18 protein-coding genes and 1 pseudogene are annotated in these 20,923 nt (G+C 37.4%); 11 read left to right on the top strand and 8 right to left on the bottom strand.

The window, feature by feature from the left end:
* Nucleotides 1-578: 578 nt before the first annotated feature.
* The gene (locus ACM03V_RS12545; protein ID WP_414621112.1) at nt 579-3,140 is read left to right on the top strand and encodes a dynamin family protein; all 2,562 of its coding nucleotides are present in this window, start codon (nt 579-581) and stop codon (nt 3,138-3,140) included.
* Nucleotides 3,141-3,409: 269 nt separating this feature from the next.
* Entirely contained in the window at nt 3,410-6,844 is a 3,435-nt protein-coding gene (locus tag ACM03V_RS12540) for a molecular chaperone (RefSeq protein WP_414621111.1), read from the top strand.
* Nucleotides 6,845-7,092: 248 nt separating this feature from the next.
* Here ACM03V_RS12540 and ACM03V_RS12535 read toward each other — a convergent pair whose 3' ends face one another.
* Entirely contained in the window at nt 7,093-7,278 is a 186-nt protein-coding gene (locus ACM03V_RS12535; protein WP_414621110.1) for a PIN domain-containing protein, read from the bottom strand.
* Nucleotides 7,279-7,447: 169 nt separating this feature from the next.
* Here ACM03V_RS12535 and ACM03V_RS12530 point away from each other — a divergent pair, with 169 nt between their 5' ends.
* A complete protein-coding gene (locus tag ACM03V_RS12530) occupies nt 7,448-7,813 on the top strand; it encodes a PEP-CTERM sorting domain-containing protein (protein WP_414621109.1) in 366 nt (121 codons plus the stop codon).
* 262 nt (nt 7,814-8,075) lie between these two features.
* Here the strand turns inward: ACM03V_RS12530 and ACM03V_RS12525 are convergent, their stop codons facing one another.
* The gene (locus ACM03V_RS12525) at nt 8,076-8,492 is read right to left on the bottom strand and encodes a type II toxin-antitoxin system VapC family toxin (protein WP_414621108.1); all 417 of its coding nucleotides are present in this window, start codon (nt 8,490-8,492) and stop codon (nt 8,076-8,078) included.
* Nucleotides 8,489-8,743, bottom strand: coding sequence for a type II toxin-antitoxin system Phd/YefM family antitoxin (locus ACM03V_RS12520; protein ID WP_414621107.1), 255 nt, complete (start codon nt 8,741-8,743; stop codon nt 8,489-8,491). The genes ACM03V_RS12525 and ACM03V_RS12520 overlap by 4 nt, the downstream gene beginning before the upstream one ends.
* Nucleotides 8,744-8,927: 184 nt before the next feature.
* Between ACM03V_RS12520 and ACM03V_RS12515 the strand changes: the two genes are divergently transcribed.
* The 3 genes from ACM03V_RS12515 to ACM03V_RS12505 all read left to right on the top strand — a co-directional run bounded on the left by ACM03V_RS12515 (nt 8,928) and on the right by ACM03V_RS12505 (nt 12,779).
* A complete protein-coding gene (locus tag ACM03V_RS12515; protein WP_414621106.1) occupies nt 8,928-9,944 on the top strand; it encodes an endonuclease/exonuclease/phosphatase family protein in 1,017 nt (338 codons plus the stop codon).
* Between the two features lie 222 nt (nt 9,945-10,166).
* The gene (locus ACM03V_RS12510; protein WP_414621105.1) at nt 10,167-11,318 is read left to right on the top strand and encodes a hypothetical protein; all 1,152 of its coding nucleotides are present in this window, start codon (nt 10,167-10,169) and stop codon (nt 11,316-11,318) included.
* A gap of 825 nt (nt 11,319-12,143) precedes the next feature.
* Nucleotides 12,144-12,779: a PEP-CTERM sorting domain-containing protein gene (locus ACM03V_RS12505; protein WP_414621104.1), complete on the top strand. Its 636-nt coding sequence runs from the start codon at nt 12,144-12,146 to the stop codon at nt 12,777-12,779.
* A gap of 457 nt (nt 12,780-13,236) precedes the next feature.
* On the opposite strand, the gene cysK is transcribed toward ACM03V_RS12505, so the two are convergent.
* Nucleotides 13,237-14,196 (bottom strand): cysteine synthase A, encoded by a 960-nt coding sequence (gene cysK / locus ACM03V_RS12500; protein WP_414621103.1) that lies wholly within the window; start codon nt 14,194-14,196, stop codon nt 13,237-13,239.
* 832 nt (nt 14,197-15,028) lie between these two features.
* Here cysK and ACM03V_RS12495 point away from each other — a divergent pair.
* The 5 genes from ACM03V_RS12495 (at nt 15,029) to ACM03V_RS12475 (ending at nt 17,659) form a co-directional block, all read left to right on the top strand.
* On the top strand, nt 15,029-15,463 hold the full coding sequence (locus tag ACM03V_RS12495; protein ID WP_414621102.1) for a hypothetical protein: 435 nt from the start codon (nt 15,029-15,031) through the stop codon (nt 15,461-15,463).
* A gap of 13 nt (nt 15,464-15,476) precedes the next feature.
* The gene (locus ACM03V_RS12490; RefSeq protein WP_414621165.1) at nt 15,477-15,734 is read left to right on the top strand and encodes a hypothetical protein; all 258 of its coding nucleotides are present in this window, start codon (nt 15,477-15,479) and stop codon (nt 15,732-15,734) included.
* Between the two features lie 2 nt (nt 15,735-15,736).
* A complete protein-coding gene (locus ACM03V_RS12485; RefSeq protein WP_414621101.1) occupies nt 15,737-16,048 on the top strand; it encodes a hypothetical protein in 312 nt (103 codons plus the stop codon).
* Nucleotides 16,049-16,716: 668 nt separating this feature from the next.
* Entirely contained in the window at nt 16,717-17,052 is a 336-nt protein-coding gene (locus ACM03V_RS12480) for a hypothetical protein (protein WP_414621100.1), read from the top strand.
* A 238-nt stretch (nt 17,053-17,290) separates the two neighbouring features.
* Nucleotides 17,291-17,659 carry a hypothetical protein gene (locus ACM03V_RS12475; RefSeq protein WP_414621099.1) on the top strand — a complete coding sequence of 123 codons (369 nt, stop codon included), beginning with the start codon at nt 17,291-17,293 and terminating at the stop codon, nt 17,657-17,659.
* Nucleotides 17,660-17,905: 246 nt separating this feature from the next.
* Here ACM03V_RS12475 and ACM03V_RS12470 read toward each other — a convergent pair whose 3' ends face one another.
* The 4 genes and pseudogenes from ACM03V_RS12470 to ACM03V_RS12455 form a co-directional block, all read right to left on the bottom strand.
* Nucleotides 17,906-18,253, bottom strand: coding sequence for a hypothetical protein (locus ACM03V_RS12470; protein WP_414621098.1), 348 nt, complete (start codon nt 18,251-18,253; stop codon nt 17,906-17,908).
* A gap of 159 nt (nt 18,254-18,412) precedes the next feature.
* Nucleotides 18,413-19,495, bottom strand: coding sequence for an ABC transporter ATP-binding protein (locus tag ACM03V_RS12465; RefSeq protein ID WP_414621097.1), 1,083 nt, complete (start codon nt 19,493-19,495; stop codon nt 18,413-18,415).
* 86 nt (nt 19,496-19,581) lie between these two features.
* Nucleotides 19,582-19,747: pseudogene (locus ACM03V_RS12460) on the bottom strand (type II toxin-antitoxin system HicB family antitoxin).
* A gap of 56 nt (nt 19,748-19,803) precedes the next feature.
* Nucleotides 19,804-20,520 carry a GUN4 N-terminal ARM-like repeat domain-containing protein gene (locus ACM03V_RS12455; protein WP_414621096.1) on the bottom strand — a complete coding sequence of 239 codons (717 nt, stop codon included), beginning with the start codon at nt 20,518-20,520 and terminating at the stop codon, nt 19,804-19,806.
* Nucleotides 20,521-20,923: the final 403 nt, after the last annotated feature.

The raw sequence follows: 20,923 nt of genomic DNA, 5'->3' as shown, positions 1-20,923 counted from the left end.
TATTCTTCGTCAACAATTAATTTATCGTGCGTCTAACCCAACCTACAAGATTTGTTTAATATGAAGTTAAGATAAGGCGATCGCCACATTTCTAATAATGTTTCAGTTCAGCCATTAACAATTCCCCTAACTCTCATCGCGGAATTAAGGGGCTTTTTATAAATAAATATTTGCCAATTTGGCAGTTAATTTAATGTAAATAGTGATAGCATTTGCGCTTTAGTACTTATTATTACTGTCAATTCTACTAAGCTTCTAATGTCAAATTTATTTTACTTATCTACATATTTACTTATGTATAAAAAGATATTGTGGGGGTACTGTATCAGATAAATTCTGTAGGGTTAATCTAAAATAGTTGAATTTATATTGTTAAAATCGTACAAAAACCGATCGCTCGTTATTTGAGTACCAAATGGTGGTATTAATTTATTTGAAACGTTAATTTAATTTTTAAAGTCTATTTCTAACTATTGCGGTATTTAACGCCGAACATGGTTTAAGGTCAATATTTTCGGATCGCTGCCATCTACCAAAATTAAGTGGAAAAATAATCTCTGCGTGAATGGGGAGCAAGTATGAAAAGTGATATAGCAGTAGAGAAATTACGCCGCTATAAGGAGTATGCGGAATCGGTACTTCAAAGTTTGGAGTTGGTTTCGGAGAATCCACCACCTCAAGAGGATTGGGTGCCCGCAAGTATCCATGAGAACATTCAGCGTCTGGTACAGTCTGCCCGCTCTACGGTAGAGTTGGCTTCTTCTCCTGTCAAAATTGGGGTGATGGGGGAGTTTAGTAGCGGTAAAACTCTGTTAATTGGCAGCTTAATTGGTTTTGCGGATGCTTTACCAGTTAGCGAAACTCCTTCGACGGGTAATGTAACTGCGATTCATTTGGTGCAGCAACCGGAATTACAGACGACGAAGGTTAATAAGTTTACGGTACAGTATCTTTCCCATGAAGGGGTAAAAGAATGTTTGGGCTTTATGCTCAAGGTGGTGGAAGGTAGAGCCAAGTTAGCGGAAGTACCCGCAGCTCCTTTAGCTACTTTAAAAAGTTTGTATCCTACCACTTTTGTCGATACTAATGGAATTTTAACTTGGTGCGAGCAAGCCTGGAATCAAACCCAAAGTTTGGAATTACGAGCTTTGTTACGAGAAGTGGTGGTATTCGTTCGCACCTATAGCGCTTATGGGAAAGATATCTGCGGTAAAAGCTACGAAATTGACCATTTTACCGCGAATAAAGGGTTGAGATTGGCCGATCCCCCAATGAATATTTTGGAGTTGAAGTTTCGGGAGTTACCCCAATCTCCGAAGCGTTGGGAGACTTTCGCGCAGCCTTCAGCGAGAGATTTGAATAATAGTTTCTCGTTGATTCGACGGATAGATATTACGGTAGAGGTAGCAAAACAGATATGGGATTTATCGGGGTTACAGGGAACCAATGAGTTTGTATTATTAGATTTTCCCGGTTTGGGTGCGGCTGATTCGGGTATCAGGGATACTTTTTTATCGCTGCGGGAATTGACTGAGGTACAAACGATTTTACTGTTGCTCAACGGTAGGTATCCTGGGGGAGTCACTGCGGCGAAAATTCGCAGTATGTTGGAACGAGATAAGGGACAAGATTTACGGGATCGGATTATTGTTGGTATGGGAAGGTTTAATCAGCTTCCTTTGTCGAGTCGCGATATGTTAGCGATGGATGAGGTTTTGGACGAACCTTTACTATCGGAAGAAGCTGTTTTAGAAAAGCTGAGAATTCTGCATTTAACTCTTGCGAGCGCGAGTAATTTGACGACTGAGAAGAAAAATATTGTTTTATTGTCGCAGCTTTACGGATTGACAAAGCAAGCGCAATATTCTTCCTTGATACAAGTTTGTTCTCCAGAGTTTTTACCGGATTTAGAAAAGCCAAATCAAGCTGATGAAGTTCAGTTGCGGGAAAAATGGCGCAAGTTGGGAGAAATGTTACCAACTTCGAGTACTTTACACAAGCAGCTAAGCGATTATGCAGAAGATGGTGGGATAAGTCGATTGCGATCGCTACTTAAAGATCATGTGGGGCAGCATGGAATGAAGCAGCTTTTGGAAGATACGCAAAGGGCTGCGGAAACGGTGATGAAGGAGCAAAATAATTTAAAAGCTGTATTAGAACAGATTCCCGCTTATATTCCGATGGTGGAAAATCCGGCATTTCTGGAATTAAGGGAAAAAATAGAGAATTTGGTGACAACATATCGGCAATTTCAGGAAGATTTAGAAAAACAGCCGATGTTAAAAAATCGTACTGGATTGACTTTGAGCGATGTTGTTAAAGATGAATTAACCAACAAAATCTTTTTTGAGTGGAGCGAGTGGACTTTATTATTTGACAGAACTAAAAACGGTACGATTACCTTTACCAAAAATGCCAGCATCTTTGAGGAAGACGAAGAAGAAGACGCAATTCCCACTCAAAGCGACGATTTTTATAATTCCTTTGTCAAAACCGTTAATGAAATGCAATCTTTTGCTCACGAAAGAACTGCTGAAACGGTAAAAGATTTATTTAATAAATTAGCTGTAGAAGTACAGTTAGAGCGCAATAAAATTAAAGAAATTATCCAACCGCAATTAGAGCAGCGAATTCAGGAGAAATTTGGTAAGAGGGAAACTCGTTTATATAGATATTTATTGCGAGCGATCGATCCAACCAATAAATGGCAAAATTTAATTATTCAACACAGCGGATTAGCCAATAGTGCTGTACCGATAAACGCCGATAGTTTATTTCCTTTAGCAAGAAAAGACGCACAACATCAAAAAGGACAAATATTCGATTGGAGTCCCGACAAACAATTTTCAGTCCCACCAAGACCATTTAACCATCAAATAGCCGTATTGAGATTGCGCGATGAAATCACCGCCAGCGCTGGATTACATCTGATTCAATACGTCAGCGAATTAACGAAACAAGTTAAAGGTTCCTTTTCAATGGCATTGAAAGAAATTGTAGATAGTTTACAAGAACTTTTAAAATCCAAACACGAGCCTTTGTTGAGATATATAGCTTCTGCTGAGGAAACAACTTCTGCTTCTACCCCAGAGTGGTTGGATACTATGAAGCGGATTACTGTAATTTCTTATCCCGAATAATCAATTATCAATAAACAATGAACAATTAAAAATTATAGTTATTTAAATCAATTCCCGTAGTGGGAGCATCTTGCTCCCTAATTATTTCAAAATCATAACTTACCTTTTTCCGGAAGATTCATTATTAAAAAAACCGCAGAGACGCTGAGGGCACAGAGATAAGAAGTTAAGAAAGAGATAGTAATTTTAGAGATAAAAGCAATTCCTAATTCTTAAGTTCCTCTACCCCCTCTCCCCCCTCTACCCACTCTCCCCCTCTCACATAAAATATGCCTGTCAAAATTGAACTATTCAGTCGTTATCAATTACGTACTAAAGAAACCGATCCGCTGCTGTTATTGTTGCCTGTTGTTGAAATAAAACCGGCTGATAGTCCTAATTCTCCGTTTATTTCTTCGATTGAAATTAAGGTTTTGGGACAGCGATCAACCTTAGCAGAACAAATAGAATCGGCTTATAAAAGCGTAAGTTTTAGTACCGATAGATTACTTAAGCTTACTTCTCCGCAGCGGTTGAGACAAAATGATTGCATTTGGAATCCACCTTTACCCAAGGGAATTGATTTAACTTTGCGGGTGAGTGCTGAGTATTTCGATGCTGATGATGCGGGCAAGGCTATTTTAGCTGTGAAAAAAACCGCTGCTGCTGATTGCAATATTTGGACTTTTGCTGAAGAAAATGCTCGCTGGAGAAATCCGGAACTTACTGAAAAAATGACCAATCAAGATATGATCAGCGAAACTCCTATTCTTAATCACTCTTCGTCAGTTTCGGAAAAAGAAAAATCCGATATAACTTATCCCGGTTGGTTTGCAATTGATTTTGGTACTTCTAATTCTACGGTAACGCTTTACGATCCAAAAGTTATTGTCACTCCCCATACTTTACCCAGCGAACAAGAGGAAAAGTTAAGCGAAAAATTGGCGTTTTGGTTGACGCAACGCCCGGTTGATGAAGTGCCGGGTATCGGTCGCGATGTTTGGGATGCTGAGTGGCAAAAGTTATTCTCTCACCTCAGTAAAAACTTGGATGATTTTAATCCCGCTAATTTACAGCTTTTAAGAGGAGAGCAGTTATTAGAGGCAATTCGCGAAATAGAAATCTGTCTGAGCAAGCGTTTGGGCTGGTTCCGTCGGGCTGCTAGTAAAAGATTAAATCAAATTTATCATCAGGTTTTTCGGGTTCCGGCTTTGGAATGGCAAAGTTTGTTACCAGTGGAGTTGGATAAAGATAGACGATTAAATGAAATTCCTTCGGAGTTGGAGGTGGTTAATTTAGAACCTTCTTTACCATCTCAAGATCCTTCAAAGGTAAAAGTCATGTTGGGAGAGCAAGCTTATCAGCATAGATTGGATGCGATTAAGCAAGGGGAAGGAATTGACGGTAGATTTTTGCATTCTCCCAAACGCTATTTTGGTCAGGAGCGCAGTTTTAATATAAGTTTGAATGGTAAGGAAGATACTATTGAGGTAAATCAGCTTTTGCAGGCTGCTTACGCTGAGTTAATTGATTTAACCCAAAAATATCGTCAGCGCTATCCTGGTAAATGCAGCGATGGTAACTTTTATCGCGCAGTTTTGACATATCCCACAATTGCTTCCCCATTTATTCGTCGGGAAATCGAAAGTTTAGTTAAGAAGCTGGGTATCGAAGATGTACAAATGGCTTATGATGAAGCAGTTTCGGCAGCTATCTTCTTTTTATGGCAAGAATTTGGTGGGGATTTAAACTTAGGTATAGAATCTTTTAAAAGTCGTTGTCGCCACGACGGAAATAAATGGTGGCAAAATGTTTTAGTTTTAGATATTGGTGGGGGAACCACTGATTTAGCCTTAATTCGACTGACTTTAGAAGAAATTGACCCTTTTGAACCTACCGAAGATAGAGGTGATGGGGGACGATATTATAAACTTACACCAAAACTGTTGGGATCTTCCGGGCATTTACAATTGGGTGGAGAACTGATTTCGCTGCGATTATTCTTGTTGCTGAAAGTGGCGATCGCTGATTCTCTATTAAGTGCTGTTGCGGATGATATTTTACCCAGAGATGCGTTGAAAGTACAGCCGGAAGAGTTAAACGAACGCTTTTTAGATAACGGTAAATATCGTAAAGGTTCGCTGTTAGCTTGTGTTGATAAAGAAATTCGCGAAGGTGATACTTATAAGGAAGCATTAAACGACGCTGAAAAAGTCTTACCTACCCGCTGGAAAAATCGTTCATCTCGCTCTCAAACATTTTACGACCTTTGGGAACACGCTGAAAATGCTAAGTTAGCTTTGGGACAAAAACGCTTTCTTGTCAATGATATCCCAGAAGCAATATTTGTTTTAAACGGACAGCAAATATCGGAATTACTTTCCCAAAACGATATTCAACTACCCACAGACGTACTTGAGAAAATTAGCGTTACCTTAACGGGAGAACAATTCGAGAAAGCAGCTTCCCCGGTAATTCAAGAAGCCATCGGTATAGCTTCCGGGTTAATTGAAAATGCTTTTAAATCGAAGTTTGTCAGCGAAATCAATTTTGTAGAGCAAGACGAAGCCAAACTAAAAAAAGAACAGGTAGACTGGTTAATATTATCCGGTAAAACCTGTAATTTAGAACTCGTAGAGCGGGAACTTTATCGAGTATTTAGTAAATCAGATTACTTTGTCTGGAATGAAGAAAGAGTCACATTTGAACCAGAATATACTAAATTAGCCACATCTGCTGGAGCCTGCTTTGCCGAAAAGTTACGTCAATTAAGCTTTTCTCCCCAAGAATCAAAAGATTTGCTGAGGAAAGGCGCAAATCAACTTTATATAGATGTCAAAAACTTATTTTACTTTTTACCTTGCTCCTTCGTCAGAGAAGTAATTGGTGGAAGTCCAGTTCCAATTTTCCACGCTGGACAAGAACTTTATCAACTCAAAGCCGAAGAAGGAATGGCGAAATTACGCAGCAATTGGTTGGGAATGCAGCTAACCAATAATATCAGAAGACAAGACTTTGAAAAAATGAAGTTGCAGTTATGGGGAAGCTTTAACGGTGACGCTTTAATGAAAAAATTAGGAATCACCGAAGACGACTTTAAAAATAATATCAAAGTTCAATTTGAAATCAATCAAAAATTAGATATTGATTTATTACTTTGTCGTGGAATTCCTCATTATTTAATACCAATAAATATTCCTAGCATCGACGCAGCAAAAGGCATTGGAAATCAAGAACTAATTACCGACGAATCCCAAGTAATCTGCGACATAGCAGTGAACGTCGTCGAAGCAGCAAACGCCTTAAAAACAGACGCACATACAGTATTATTTAAAGCCGGTAAAGACTATAGCAAAGAATTACGAGTATTTCGCTACGAAAACGACGCAAACCAACCGCAAACCATCGGTTTAATAGCAGAGCTTCCACCATTTCCAGCCAGCGGAAAACACACATTTTACTTTCAATTCCGCAACCCCCAATCTAATACCTGGGAATTAATTGGTGAATTACCACAACCACCAGTTAACAGCGAATATCCTTGCCGTTATTACGTCACATTAGACTTTAAAGGAACATTGCGCGTACATCCCTTTGAAGTACCATATTGGACATCAAATAATCCCGAATTTCTCAAACAAGAAGGATGTATTTTTAGAGATACCTTACAACCACAATCTACTAATGTCGAAGCCGAAAGAGATCCATTTTGTGGAATGCATTAATCAATTATCAATGAACAATTATCAATTATCAATGATTAATTTGTAGGGTGTGTTATGGCGCGATTGTTAATTTGGATTATGATTAAATATGTATGTTTCGCGCCTAACGCACCGTTTTTATATTGTTGGGTTGTGTGTGGAATTTAATGGTGCGTTACGGCATTTTCAACTTTGTAACCGACATTTTTACATATTTATGCCGTGACAGCACCTACAATTACCAATAGCCAATCCCCAATTTCCTACTTCTAAGGATTAATAATAGTCAAATCAATATTTTTAAAATCATCTTCATTACGAGTTACCAAGCTGCAATTATTATGTATCGCGATCGCAGCAATTAAAGAATCCATCGCGGGCATTCTCTTCCCTTCTACTTCCAATCTTCCAGTTAATTCTCCCCAAACCAATATTACATCTATATCTATCGTCATAATTTTTCCCCAAACGCGGATTAGTAATTCTTCATTTAGCTAATCTAAAGATTTGGCGACATTATAATCAAAAGGGTTTCGGAATTCCCTCAGAGATTCTAACCACACACTTTCATTTGATTGGTTTGCTCAAGACTTTTTCAATGCTGGAGTATCTGATGCTGGAAATATGAATAAGGATAGTTTTTCCAATCATCACTTCAGAGTTGATATTGTTGATGCTAGTTTTACTGATTGGTTTGGTTCTAGTTCAAGTGATGGAGTACTAGCCAATCTTATATCTCCCATCGCTGAGGCTCCTCTTGTTAATGGTTTTAATAATGGCACATTTGACTTGACTGCCTTTGCTGGTTCTACCGTGCGCTTGGCTTTCCGAAATGTTGATAATCAAGGTTTTTTCCATGCTGGTGTTGATAACGTACAGATTCAGTCTGCATCTACTGCATCTGTTCCCGAACCTACAACTATCTTAGGTTTATTCGCAGTGGGTGGTGCTGGTGTAGTTTCTCGTCGCAAAAAGCAAGCAGCAAAGTAGTAGACTAATTTGAATATCTTAGTAAAACCCAACATCTACACAAAATATGTTGGGTTTCACTATGTCTGAGCTTTGGAAAAATGATCTTGCAACCTTATATAGCAGTTTTTAGTTGAGTCTAATACATCTAAAACCTCACCCCGCCCTCACCCATTCCCCTCTCCTTACTAAGGAGAGGGGAAGGGGTGAGGTTAAATTTATATTCCATTCAACTGAAAACCGCTGTATTCATGCCGCGACGCACCCTACAATCTCCAATTACCTACTTCCAAGGATTAATAATACTCAAAGCAACATTTTTAAAATCATCTTCATTCCGAGTTATCAAGCTGCAATTATGGTGTATTGCAATTGCAGCGATTAAAGAATCTATTGCTGGCATTCTTTTTCCTTCTATTTCCAGCCTCGCAGTTAATTTTCCCCAAACCAACATTACATCTGTGTCTACTACCAGAATTTTCCCTCGAAAGCGGATTAATAATTCTTCATTCAACCATTTTTGGAGATTCACTTTCCGCTTTGATTCGGGTAGTTTCTCTATTCCCTTATAAATTTCACCAATAGTAATAACGCTTAAATAAATACTTTCTTGCTCAAGATTATCAATCCAATCAATAACTTTTTCAGAAGGCTGTTTGGCTACTAATTCAGAAATTACACAAGTGTCGAGCAGATTCATAACACAATATCTTTCCGAGCATCGCTTTTGTCTCTACTAAAATCTAAATCTTCCTCTGTTAAGGGTGACTCGCGAAAAAACTCGGATATCTTCTTTTTTGACGCTATCATCTGACGATATTCTGTATATGATAAAACTATTGCGACTTCAACACCCCTTCTAGTAATAACTTGCGCTCCTTCATCGATAGCTTTATCAACCACTTCACTGAATTTATTCTTTGCTTCTTGTAACTGCCACTGTTTTTCCATTTTTATATATCTGTCTAGCCAGTCTAGATATTTTATTCTATTGTACTGTAATTAATAAGCGATTACGAACAGCATTTTAATGAAATTAAAGCAAACTAGAAAACAATAATGATAAAATAGATTTTCATTGATCAACCGCACTCTTCGGGTGATAATTGTGTATTCAAAATTGATACCCGATTCAATGAAAAATTTTCTCGCAACCATACTCAAATTCGGCGGAATTATTTTAGGGTTACTAATCTTCGCGGTAGTTGTGTTCTATTTCTGGGCAAGCTCAAATGCTTATTCTCGCGAAAAGTATGCGGAAATTGTCGATTACCCAGTTTCAGCAACAACGACGAATCAAAATGAATTTACGCTAATTACTTACAATATCGGTTATCTTTCTGGCTTAACTAATAATAAAGCTGTCAGTAGAGAGAAAAAGCTGTTTGATAATAACTTGAAAACTGTGATTGATGCTCTCAAACCGTTAAATGCCGATTTTATCAGCTTTCAAGAAATAGATTTGGGTTCAAAACGTTCTTTTAAGGTAAATCAAGTTTCTGAATTAGCCAAAGCGCTTTCTTTTAATCAAGCAGGAATAGCAATTAACTGGGATAAAACTTATGTACCGTTTCCCTACTTTCCATTTTCCGCACATTTTGGGAGAATATTATCGGGACAAGCTGTATTAAGTCGTTATCCTATTACAAATAATAAACGGATAGTATTAGATAAAGTAGCTAGTAAACCTTTTTTTTACAACGCTTTTTATTTAGATAGAGTCGCACAAATCAGCGAAATTAAAATAGATAATCGTTCTGTTATTATCATTAACGTTCATTTAGAAGCATTCGACTCACCAACCCGAAAGAAACAAACCGAATATATTCAAAAACTGCTTTCCGAATACGTCGATAAATATCCGGTATTGTTACTAGGAGATTTTAATAGTACAGTTCCCCCAATACCCGAAAACCCGCAACCGACTGTTGATATTTTATTAAAAACTACTTCCATAAAATCAGCTTTACCACCAGAAGCATTAAATAATCCCCAAATTGCTACCTTTCCATCGGATAAACCTAAAGTTAAATTCGATTATGTTTTTTATACTCCTAAAAATATAGAAGTAACCGAATGGAGAATAGTTGATGAAGTAAAACAAGCTTCAGATCATTTACCCGTATTAGTAAAATTTCGGTTTAAGGATTAGGAATCGATCTTAGGAATTAGGCATCAATGTCATAGCATTTAAAAAAAATATTTCTGTAAGCTGGTTGCAATAACTGTAAAAATAAAAAGTTTAAGAATATACCGTAAACGCGGCTATTCCAGCCCGCTGCCACGGCGGGCTTCGTAATTGTAGCCCCACCATAGCCAGAGTGAGGGCGATTGATTGGATTGATTAAGCGCTCAAACCCATTCCCAATTCCCCATGCCCAACTTTAAAAAATTACTAAATACCAAAAACTCAAAGTTAGCTTGGTTACTGCGGTTAAATCTATTAGGGCTGCGAACCGAGTTACAAGAAGCTTTGAAAACCGAAGTTTCCGATCCCGGAAGTGATGCTTGTCGGCAACTTTTGCAAGAATTAGATGTAATATTAGAATCTGACAATCAAAGTAATAATACAGAAGATATTCCGACCTGGGAAGATATTTTAGAACCAGTTTCAAACCAAGTAGATAGCAAACCGCAATTACAGAAAACTCATACTCAGCTTAGACTAGAGCCAATTGCTCAAAACTTACTTTCCCGAAAAGAACTATTGCAATACATCGGCGAATATCAGTTTTACGCTAACGATGATGCTCAACTGTGGAATGAAATGCAACGATTGCTTTTGCGTGTACCTGAAAAACAAGCTGAAGTAGCGCGATCGCAACTCCTTAACCAAGTAATTACATTAGGTGCAACGGAAGATAAAGTCTCTCTGCGGCAACTTGCTTTTCCTATTCCCGAACATATTTACTCGGGTTTGAAAGGTAATATTCAAGCTTCGGGGTTGTGCTTTTCCAATCTAGTTAATTTTGACGAGCGACTGCAAACCCGAAGAAGCGGTAGCGAACTTGATATACTTGCCTCGATTGTTTCTACTTGTCTTAAATTTATTGAAGTAGATCCGCATTTACACCATGCTTTAAGAAGTGTCGATCGCTTTGGGGTTCGTTCGTTAAATTCAGCAGATAAACCTAAGTACATCGCCGCACTAATAGAACGTTACAACAGAGTAAAAGTAACTTTTGATACTGATATTTTCACAAGCTTACGTGCCAGACTTGACTTAGACGAAGCCATACATTCATTAGTTTATTTACCATGCGTTGATCGCTTTTCCTGGTGGGGAAAACTGCAACAAGAAGCGCGTCGCACCTTAGAAACAGCAGCACAACAAGCGCGTCAAGCCGGAATAAGCGTCCAGATTCGTCCTTTATGGGGAACTTACGCTGATGTTTACTCCTTCTCAAAAGACGATTTACAAGTAGATGCAGGAGGTATACCTGGAGAAGTTTCCGCTTGTCTGCGAGTTTATGCCAAAATCAACGACGAAATTCTTCCCGGAAGAGTGTTATTTCGTTCCTCATAAAAAACCATTTTTAAACTTTACCTGGCGGTTAAAACGAAATAGCCCACACAGGTGGGCTTTATAATTGTAGCCCCACTCATAAGCGAGTGAGGGCATCTTTTTATAAAAACTCATTACTAAACTAGCTTTCAGCATCCTAATCAGTACTAACACTGATAAAGCTCATCATAACTTAAACTCATTTTACTTAATAATTGATAGAAGATTTACTGTCAGTTTAACTACTGACAGCTAAAATCACTTATTACTGATATAGAGAAACAAATCTAATTAACTTGTTCACCTTTAAGAGAAAAAAGCAGGATGCTAAATTTAAAGACATTATCAATTTTATCTGTCGGAGCAATTTTTTAGTCAGCGATATAGATCGCTTCATACCAACACGAATTACTAGAAACTAACTTAAATTATGAAGAGCTATAAATGCTTATGCTCCTAAAATCGTCTGAATTTCCCAAAAACCGATAAAACCTTTCTAATAACTGAAAACCTCGACACCTGTTTTACTTATCGCTTGGGTAATAGTTGCAAGTAAATACTTATCCTCTATATCCGTATTTAATCGTAATGGAAGAAACATCAATATCTTATCCATAATCAAAACCAGCATTATTTACGTATATATTCGCAAATACTACGAATATAATTATCTCCAAAATTAGGAAGATGACAAAATACCTATGTAAATAAATGCTAATAAATCTGTTTTTTAGCACTTGGTGAAGAGTTTTGATTAAGTCTTGCGATTAATGATTAGTAGCGATTAGGTTTGAGATATCAAAGTCACGCATAATACATTTTTTATTAACCATAGGGAATTTAACAATGAATCTATTTAATAAGGTAGGAATTGCTGCTATCACTGTAGTTTGTGCTGTGGGTGCAGTTCAAGAACAAGCTAGTGCTGTTAGTTTCCGCTCTTGCTCTACTAGTAGTTATGACATATCGGGTAAAGTCACAGGTACGACAAATTGTACAATAAGTGACGAGTTTCAGGATTCAGTAAGCCCGAACAAGCCCCTGACTGTAAATAAAGGAGAAGGTTTCTTTGGTTACACCAATTGGAATTTTGGTGGCAAAATTGGTGTGAATGGTGGGTTTAATGGCACGGGTGAGGGGAAAACAGGAAGCTGGAATCTATCAAGTGTAATTGAGGAAAACTGGGGTGACATCATGCTGGTGTTCAAGTCTGGAAAGGGGACAACACTTGTAGGCTATCAGCTTGCAGATGGAGTTGAATCTGGAACCTGGAAATCACCCTACGAGAAAGCAGCATTTAATTTTAATGGTGGGGATATCAAAGACGTTTCTCACATCAGTGTCTACTACAGAGAAGGAAAAAAACCAGTTAAAAGAAAAGTGCCCGAACCTACTTCTATCTTAGGCTTAGTTGGTATAAGTGCAGTTGTTGGTTCTTCTCTAAAGCGTAAACGCAAGTCTTCAAGCATTGAGCTAGTTTAATTTAAAAAAACTTTTTGAATAAAATTCTTTTCTAATACTTTTAATTTTCTCCTTTAATGGGAGATTTTTTTTGCTTTTTAAAAGTTTGTAGTTGTAGGTTGGGTTAGGCGAAAAAGCAATGTTGAGCATAGATACGAACCATTAAATTGCGCCGTAACCCAACATGATGATTTGTGGGTTATGCGAGCATATTGAATCGATCGCAAAATGTTGATGTTGGGTTACGACAGGATGAATTTAACTTATGGCAATAAACTAATTTACTTTCCTGTCTAACCCAACCTACAAGCTACAAGCTACAAGCTTACCTCTTCCTTGCTAAGGGAGAGGGATTGAGAAGCCACTGCGTTGCGGTGAGTCTAGTTGGGGGTGTCGGTTTCCGTCCCTCAAACTAGCGAACCCGAAGGGAGGTTTCCGCAGTACGTAGCAAGTGGCGTGGTGAGGTTTTACTTACCAATTACCTAACGGTAGCAACTTCTTTACCCAAATCTTGAAACATCGGGGTACTCAGATATCTTTCCCCAAAGGAAGGCTGAATCATCACAATCAAACGTCCTTTATTTTCGGGGCGTTTACCTATTTCAATCGCCGCACATAAAGCCGCACCGGAGGAAATACCGGATAGTATTCCTTCCTCTTTTGCTAAACGTCTTCCCATCGCCATCGATTCTTCATCGTCAACGGCAACTATCTCATCAATCAAATCCTTACGTAGAACATCTGGGATAAATCCGGCACCTATACCTTGAATTTTATGTGGCCCCGCCAATCCGCCACCCATAACGGGACTGTTTTTAGGTTCTACCGCAACTACTTGAAAACTTGGCTTGCGCTCTTTGATTGCTTCGGCAATTCCGGTAATTGTTCCACCAGTACCAACACCAGCAATCACAAAATCAACTTCTCCGTCGGTATCTTCCCAAATCTCTTCTGCGGTGGTTTCGCGATGAATTTGGGGATTTGCTGGATTTTGGAATTGCTGCAACATAAAAGCATTTTCCGTGTTAGCCACGATTTCTTCGGCTTTGGAAATTGCCCCGCGCATTCCTCCTTGGGCTGGGGTTAATTCCAAACTTGCACCATAAGCTTTAAGCATGGCTCGTCTTTCTAAACTCATGCTTTCTGGCATTGTCAAAATTAAGCGATAGCCAAGCGCTGCTGCTACCATTGCCAATCCAATTCCCGTATTACCAGATGTAGGTTCTACTAAAATACTTTTTCCAGGTTCGATTAAACCTTGTTCTTGTGCCGTTTTGACCATATTCGCAGCAATACGATCTTTGACTGAAGCTGCCGGGTTCATTCCTTCCAACTTCACCACAATTCTGGCGACACATCCTGCTTCTTGAGGAATTTTATTCAGTTCAACTAACGGAGTTCTACCGATAAGTTGAGTCACATCTTTAGCTATTCGCATTGGTTTCTACCCATCCTTTCTATTAATCATAAAATATTTATCTTTTTTTTTCTGAATTCAAAATATTAAAACTCAATTACATTTGGCAATTGCAGGTAATAGGGAACAGGGAAAAGTGCAGTCTTGGGGTTTCCCCCAAGAGCAACTTTTCAAGAGAGGGAGCGCCGGATCTGAGAAAAAAATAATAATTTAGTAAATATTATACGGTTAACCTTAATACGAAAATTTCTGTCACAAATAGTGCATAAAACAAAACAAATAACCCGAAAATTATTATTTTTTAAGATTAGAGATTTTGTATATTTTATAACTGCGATATTTATTTATTCATACAGTAATCCTAAATCATTTGTGAAATTTGAGAAACCCGGTTTTTAAAATCTCGCATAATTTTCTATTCCCTATTACCCATTCCCTATTACCCATTACCAAATAATGAGTACAAAAATGCTAGAACCTCACTTCATGAGTACCAGCACCCCTACCTTAAAATACCAGAACCCGTACCCAAAAAAAAAGTTTAATCCTTAATATAATTGGATTAGAGGTATTTGAGTACAACCGTAATTAATTTAATAAATTCAAGGGCGATCGCATTGAGTACTTAACTGTTTGCCGACTGATATAACTACTATAGGATTTACGCAGAGATTCCCCTCTACCCCCCCGTTAATTCGGGGGGGCTTCTTAAAACCCTCTATTTAAAGCCGGATTCTATATTGCACAGCGCCTTTACTTCGATCATCTTTTTGGGCAATCGCAATTATATTAATTAAATTCTCGCTATAGGCATATTTTTCACTGGCTTGATGTGATGTAAGAAATAAAAGCCATGATGAATTCAAAGCTTGTCAATGTATTTGCTGTTTGTCTAATGACTCTAGCCATCATTTTTCCTAGCCTAACAGTATTTGGTGTGGTATGGGAAAAGCATTTAGAGTTTGTCCAAACACAGCAGAATATTTCGAGTTACAACCAAACTATCGGTAACGAATGTTCTGCGTCTTTGTTACAAACTAATTCGCTTATAAATAATGATTATTCCAATGATGAAGATAAGTTCTATATAAATTCAAATGAAAAAAAGCTAAATTTATCAGATAAATATCAAACTCGTAATATAGGTCGATGGTTTTTTTTATTTGTACCATTCTGTATTGGAACAGCAATTTATCTTTACGATAGATATTTAGTTTATCGCGCTAACCTTTTTCAACAACAAGTAGAAATGTTGGAAAAATTATGGCAGCAAAGTCTCGAAAAGTAGTAAATCTAAAAAAATTATGTCTCCAGAAGAACGTCAGAATCAATATTATGGTTTGATTGAGCAGTTATTAAAATGTGAAAATGGTAAAGAGCCAGAAATTATAGAATCTAATTCTGAGTTATTAGATGCGGATTTAATCAAATCAATGATGCAGGTTGCCACATCATTTGCACACAACGGCAATGAAGAAGGTGCAAAGTTTTTAATACACGTTGCCAAAGAATTATCCAAACAATTAGGATTTTACCCTGAAGTTACAAATAAGGAGTAAAAATGCAATTGACGGCGAATGAGGCAGAGCAAATTGCTGTAGAATTTATTCTTAACGAATGGAACATAGCAGACGAATATAGAGACTGGTTTACAGTTATTGATTGTCGCCTCATTGGTCAAAGTTGGTATATTATCGAAGTTGCTATATCTGGTTTTCCCGATCGGTGGTACTTTCAAGTTTACGATACCGCAGAATGCGACCCCAACTATACATTTATCTCGCCTATTCGCGGTTGTGAAGGATATACCGATCTTAGCGATTTACCAGAATTGCTTGCAGAAGTGTTAGTTTGCGAACGCAATACTCGATAATATCATTGAGCTAAATATTCTATCTAATTCCTAAATTTTTTTGCACGTTTTAATGGTTTTCTTCTTTTAAGAAAGCCATTTTTTTATAAGTAGGTGGGTAAGAAAAATTATCGTTAAAAAAAGGGAACAGGGAATGGGGAACCGGGAACAGAATAAAAAACATAAATAACATTAGCAGGATGGTGCGTTGTCGCAGAGCGCAACGCACTAGGCTGTTGACTTTGTGCTTTTTTAGGGGATTAAAATTATGCAAAAAACGTGTTTGCCCCAAAGATATTGCCCTCTCCCCCTCCCCTCTCCCAAGCTTGGGAGAGGGGTGCCGGAGGCGGGGTGAGGGATTGCCGGTTGCGATTGTTACCGGCATAAAAGTTGTATGAATAAAAAGCCCGGAAATCTTATCAAAGTCAACAGCCTAGCAACGCACCCTACGTTTTCTCTATATATTTTTTCTTGTTACCTAATTCCTATTCTTATTCCTGTTCCCTGTTCCCCATTCCCTGTTCCCTTTTTTTTAATTAATTTTATCATCACAAAAAACAATAAAAACACCCTTAATTATTTATCTAATCAACAAATAAAATTACAAATCAATCAATAGTAGTATTTATTAAAAAAAGAATATATGTTATATTATTAATGCCTTAAAATCTACAGATTTATGTTGACAGATGATTAGCGAAGACACTCTTGCTAATGAATTTATTCGAGTCATCAACGAGTATTATCCAAAACTAGGAGAGGTGCTTGATGGCTGTTATGTGAAAGTTGTCACAAACTATTGGGGAAGACCTCGTAAAAGCTTCCAACACATAGTAATTTATTGTCCAGAGGAAATCATATCTTATGTAGAAAGTCACAAACCAAAACTTACGGATGTCGCCGAGAATATGGGGCTAATTCAGGTTGTATTTCGTAATGCTTCACGTTTGTTAAGAGATCCAATGTCTAAGATAAAGCAATCTGACCCCCGTATGTGGTTAGATTTGCAGTGGGTTTCCAAATAAATAAATTTTCAATTTCGCAAATGTTGTTAATGACCTGGTTGAGCGCAGCAACGATGCAAAAGCTGTAATTTTTCAGGGCTTAGATAATAGAAATTCTATTTTTTTCTAAGTTAATTGTTAGCAATATTATAGCGGGTTAAATTAAACTTCTCTGCGTAAATTATGGATTTTAGAAAGAGGATAAATCCTAAATCCTAAATCCTAAATCCTAAATTGAATAACACAGAGGGCTATTATTATGAATAAATCTTTCCTTCATGCCGATGATTTACCACCGACAGAAGTGACAAAAGGCGACAAAATGTTGCTTTTAGAACTAGAAAGAACCACAGGAAAATGTTTTTACGATTCTTGTGACGCTATCACGCAAGCATTGATATCAAGTTGTTTTTGGTATCTTACTATTAACGCTGAATATTTGACATTAGTGATTCACGCGCCGGATATAGTAACTTACTGGCATATAGTCAGCAATATTGTCCAATTGGGAATGAAACTTGAACCCCTGGCTTCGAGTGCTAGAATCGTAGTAAATGCACCTCCTGGTAAAGCAACATCCTTTGAAATTGGTGTCGATGAAGTATCAGCTTTTCGGGATTGGCTGTAAGGAAAAGCTGTTTATTAACTTTTTGGCGAACAAGTAATCGGTTTTCCTCCCGAAGCCACCCGGCGGTTGAAACCGCTGCTACACAAACAAAACCCGCCTGCGCGGGTTTCATAATTTTATTAATAGCTGAATACAAAAACCTTAAGTATAGTGCTTATCAAATGCAAGCCTAGAAAATGCAAATATAAAAAGTTTTACTAATAGATAATTTAGGAATGTGAAAAAAAGTACGCTGCGTTACTTGCACTAATGCTTTTCAAAGAATCTAATCAGACCGTAACCGATTATACCGATTATGAAAATAATCATACTTATAAAACCACTAGTAAAACCCCATGCATGAATGGTATTATTTAAAGATTGTAAAAAAAAATTAATATTAAACCTACGATTACTACTTTCTAATATCCAAACAAAGGCTGCAAAAAGAATAATAACAAGAGTACTAATAGTAATACTAAAAAATATATAAATAAAACCAAGATACCACTTTTTAAAATAAGTTTTTTTTGCTCTTATAAACCATAAAATGCCTACTATAATACCAGTTAAAATACTGATTAATGTATAGATTCCTAGAAGAATATATTCCATAATTTATACCTGCATACCAAAAAATAATTATTAACTATATTTTTGTTATAAATAACGTGATTAATAAGTTAAAAAGTATATTTATACTAAAAAGGTGACGAAAGGTTAAAGGTTAAATAACTCCTAATTCCTAACTCCTAACTCCTAACTTCTAACTATTTATGGATACAACCTATCCCCAGTAACCGAATCAAATAAAAATAATTTTTGCAAATCTAATTGTAAATTCAATTTATCGCCAGCGCGTAAACGTATATTTCCACCTGTTTGTACATTCAATATTGTCCCGCTACCTAATATAGCGACGCGAATCAGTGTTTCTCTTCCCAAAGGTTCGACTAATTTCACTTCTACTTGCAATTCAGCTTGAGATTTTTCACCGATCTGTATGTCTTCGGGACGAATGCCCAAATCAATATTTTGTCCCTCAGATAAACGCAATTTATTTTTAATATTTTCAGCAACAGTTAATAATTGATCGTTGACATCAAAGCCAGCAGCAGTACATTTTCCCGGTATAATATTCATCGGTGGGTTCCCTAAGAAATTTGCCACCATCCGGTTAGCGGGATTAGCGTAAATATCTTGCGGTTCGCCAATTTGCTGAATGCGTCCGCCACTCAGCACTACAATTTTATCGGCTAACGTCATAGCTTCTACTTGGTCGTGGGTGACATATACCGTAGTAATACCAATATTTTGATGTAGCTGCTTTAACTCAGCCCGCGTATCGTCTCGCAACTGCGCGTCCAAATTTGATAAAGGTTCATCTAATAGAAATACCTGTGGCTGTCTGGCGATCGCCCTTCCCAAGGCTACCCGTTGCTGCTGTCCCCCGGAAAGTTGTTTGGGTTTGCGTTCGAGTAAATTATCTAAGGAAAGTGAATGCGCTACGGTTTCCACTCTTTCCCGAATAACTTTCGAGTCAACTTTTCGCATTTTCAAGCCAAAAGCAATATTTTCTGCCACGCTCATATGGGGATAAAGCGCGTAATTTTGAAACACCATAGCCACATCTCGCGCTCTGGCAGGGACATTATTCATCAACTTGTCCCCAATAAAAAGTTTGCCAGAAGTCGCAGATTCTAAACCCGCAATAGTTCTTAAAATAGTAGACTTACCGCATCCCGAAGGCCCCACCAAAACCCAAAATTCACCATCAGGAATAGTGAAAGTAATGTCATCTATGGCGGTGACGTTGTTGAATTTACGCTTGATGCTTTCTAGAGTAACGTTAGCCATTGTTCAATTTTTGATTTTTGATTTTTGATTTTTGATTTTTAGTTGGAGATTGGGGATTAGGAAAGCTATTAGATTAATTCTATGTTTTATTCCAAGCAAAGTTCTATAACTTCTTTAATGTTTTCTATTAACTCATCAATTGTTTCTCCGAACCGAATAACAAGCTTTCAGTTGCGGAACTTCCCCAACATAGTATCCATCTTCATCGCGCTCAATAATTACATAGAATTCTTGCTTACTTGCATTTATCACAATATTTTTCCTTAAAATAATTGATTTTACCAATTACCAATTACCAATTACCTAAATTACTTCTCCCAAGCCGGATGAGATAGCAAAGAGGAAATAGTTCTGACTCCACGTAGCTGATTTGATAAAGGTAAATGACCTCTGGGTGCATCTAAACTCCAAATAAATTCGTTGGGATAGCGAGTCCAATTGTTACCTTTTTTCCAACCAATTTTTACCCAAAGATTTTCCCAATTTTTTCTTAAACCCAGCCACATTTCCCGCTGTACGGAAAAGCCAAATTTGCCTTCGGAATGAATTAACCACAGTTTATCAATCGTTTGCAAATCGGTGATGGGAAATTTTTGCACTTCGGAAAAATACAGCCATTTTCTTTTTACTGCTTCCTCACCTGAAATTTCGCACATTTTTTGTAGCGTCAAACGGTCGGCTTCTTCAAATTCTTGGTTTGCCAGCAGCTTTTGCAATTCGGAATAATCAATATTGCACTCGGATTTTAGCGGTACAATTCCTTGAGGAAAATTACTATTTAAAAATTCTTTAATTTCAGGAAAATCCGACTGATAAAGAACTTGATAGACTTTACCATCGACTATATTTGCTGAAATATCCCGACGCTTTAATAAAAACTCCATTAATACCTTTAATCCTTCGGTACCAAAAGTAGCCAGTTTTTCCACTAACTGCTTTTGATTTTTTTCAGACCCTTCGGTTAACTGGAGACTAAGGGATTCAATATCGCTGTTACTACCGTAGGAAATTTTGGGGTCTGTCATGCTTTTATTCGTGAAACGCAATTCAATTAATGAACAAGCTAATGGGCAATTTTTTATCAAGCAAAGACGGTTTTTCAACTTGCAGCCAATTAATTAAAGTACAAATAGCCTCTTTTTTACAAAGACTTTGCTGCCATCTCGGAGGTGCGTCTCGCCCGTCTAGAGGAATATTTTCTCATGAACTGCCCTCATTTTGCTCATTAGTTTTTTCCGAATCAGCTTTTTGCTAATTTTTTTTCAGTTTCCCATCTCCCGACTGCTTGTTTTGTTGTATATTCAAGAGTAAAGCACTTTTCCACATCTCATCATGGTGCTATTTGGGGAATTTAAAACTGCATCTCCTAGTTTAATGAAAGCAAGACATGACAAAATTTGAAAGTCTCGCTGCTTAACCTCGATGGAG

The sequence above is a fragment of the Calothrix sp. CCY 0018 genome, assembly GCF_963920925.1.
GTDB lineage: Bacteria > Cyanobacteriota > Cyanobacteriia > Cyanobacteriales > Nostocaceae > Rivularia.
Note: the sequence above shows the minus strand (reverse complement) of the source record. Positions and strands in the feature narration are given on the sequence as shown.

Excerpts from the sequence above, each read along its gene's own strand:
- ACM03V_RS12530 (WP_414621109.1), top strand. The coding sequence starts at position 7,448 with ATGAATAAGGATAGTTTTTCCAATCATCACTTCAGAGTTGATATTGTT.
- ACM03V_RS12475 (WP_414621099.1), top strand. The coding sequence starts at position 17,291 with ATGAATAAATCTTTCCTTCATGCCGATGATTTACCACCGACAGAAGTG.
- ACM03V_RS12505 (WP_414621104.1), top strand. The coding sequence starts at position 12,144 with ATGAATCTATTTAATAAGGTAGGAATTGCTGCTATCACTGTAGTTTGT.
- ACM03V_RS12540 (WP_414621111.1), top strand. The coding sequence starts at position 3,410 with ATGCCTGTCAAAATTGAACTATTCAGTCGTTATCAATTACGTACTAAA.
- ACM03V_RS12480 (WP_414621100.1), top strand. The coding sequence starts at position 16,717 with ATGATTAGCGAAGACACTCTTGCTAATGAATTTATTCGAGTCATCAAC.
- ACM03V_RS12515 (WP_414621106.1), top strand. The coding sequence starts at position 8,928 with ATGAAAAATTTTCTCGCAACCATACTCAAATTCGGCGGAATTATTTTA.
- ACM03V_RS12520 (WP_414621107.1), bottom strand. The coding sequence starts at position 8,743 with ATGGAAAAACAGTGGCAGTTACAAGAAGCAAAGAATAAATTCAGTGAA.
- ACM03V_RS12535 (WP_414621110.1), bottom strand. The coding sequence starts at position 7,278 with ATGACGATAGATATAGATGTAATATTGGTTTGGGGAGAATTAACTGGA.
- ACM03V_RS12485 (WP_414621101.1), top strand. The coding sequence starts at position 15,737 with ATGCAATTGACGGCGAATGAGGCAGAGCAAATTGCTGTAGAATTTATT.
- cysK (WP_414621103.1), bottom strand. The coding sequence starts at position 14,196 with ATGCGAATAGCTAAAGATGTGACTCAACTTATCGGTAGAACTCCGTTA.
- ACM03V_RS12455 (WP_414621096.1), bottom strand. The coding sequence starts at position 20,520 with ATGACAGACCCCAAAATTTCCTACGGTAGTAACAGCGATATTGAATCC.
- ACM03V_RS12465 (WP_414621097.1), bottom strand. The coding sequence starts at position 19,495 with ATGGCTAACGTTACTCTAGAAAGCATCAAGCGTAAATTCAACAACGTC.
- ACM03V_RS12470 (WP_414621098.1), bottom strand. The coding sequence starts at position 18,253 with ATGGAATATATTCTTCTAGGAATCTATACATTAATCAGTATTTTAACT.
- ACM03V_RS12525 (WP_414621108.1), bottom strand. The coding sequence starts at position 8,492 with ATGAATCTGCTCGACACTTGTGTAATTTCTGAATTAGTAGCCAAACAG.
- ACM03V_RS12510 (WP_414621105.1), top strand. The coding sequence starts at position 10,167 with ATGCCCAACTTTAAAAAATTACTAAATACCAAAAACTCAAAGTTAGCT.
- ACM03V_RS12495 (WP_414621102.1), top strand. The coding sequence starts at position 15,029 with ATGATGAATTCAAAGCTTGTCAATGTATTTGCTGTTTGTCTAATGACT.
- ACM03V_RS12545 (WP_414621112.1), top strand. The coding sequence starts at position 579 with ATGAAAAGTGATATAGCAGTAGAGAAATTACGCCGCTATAAGGAGTAT.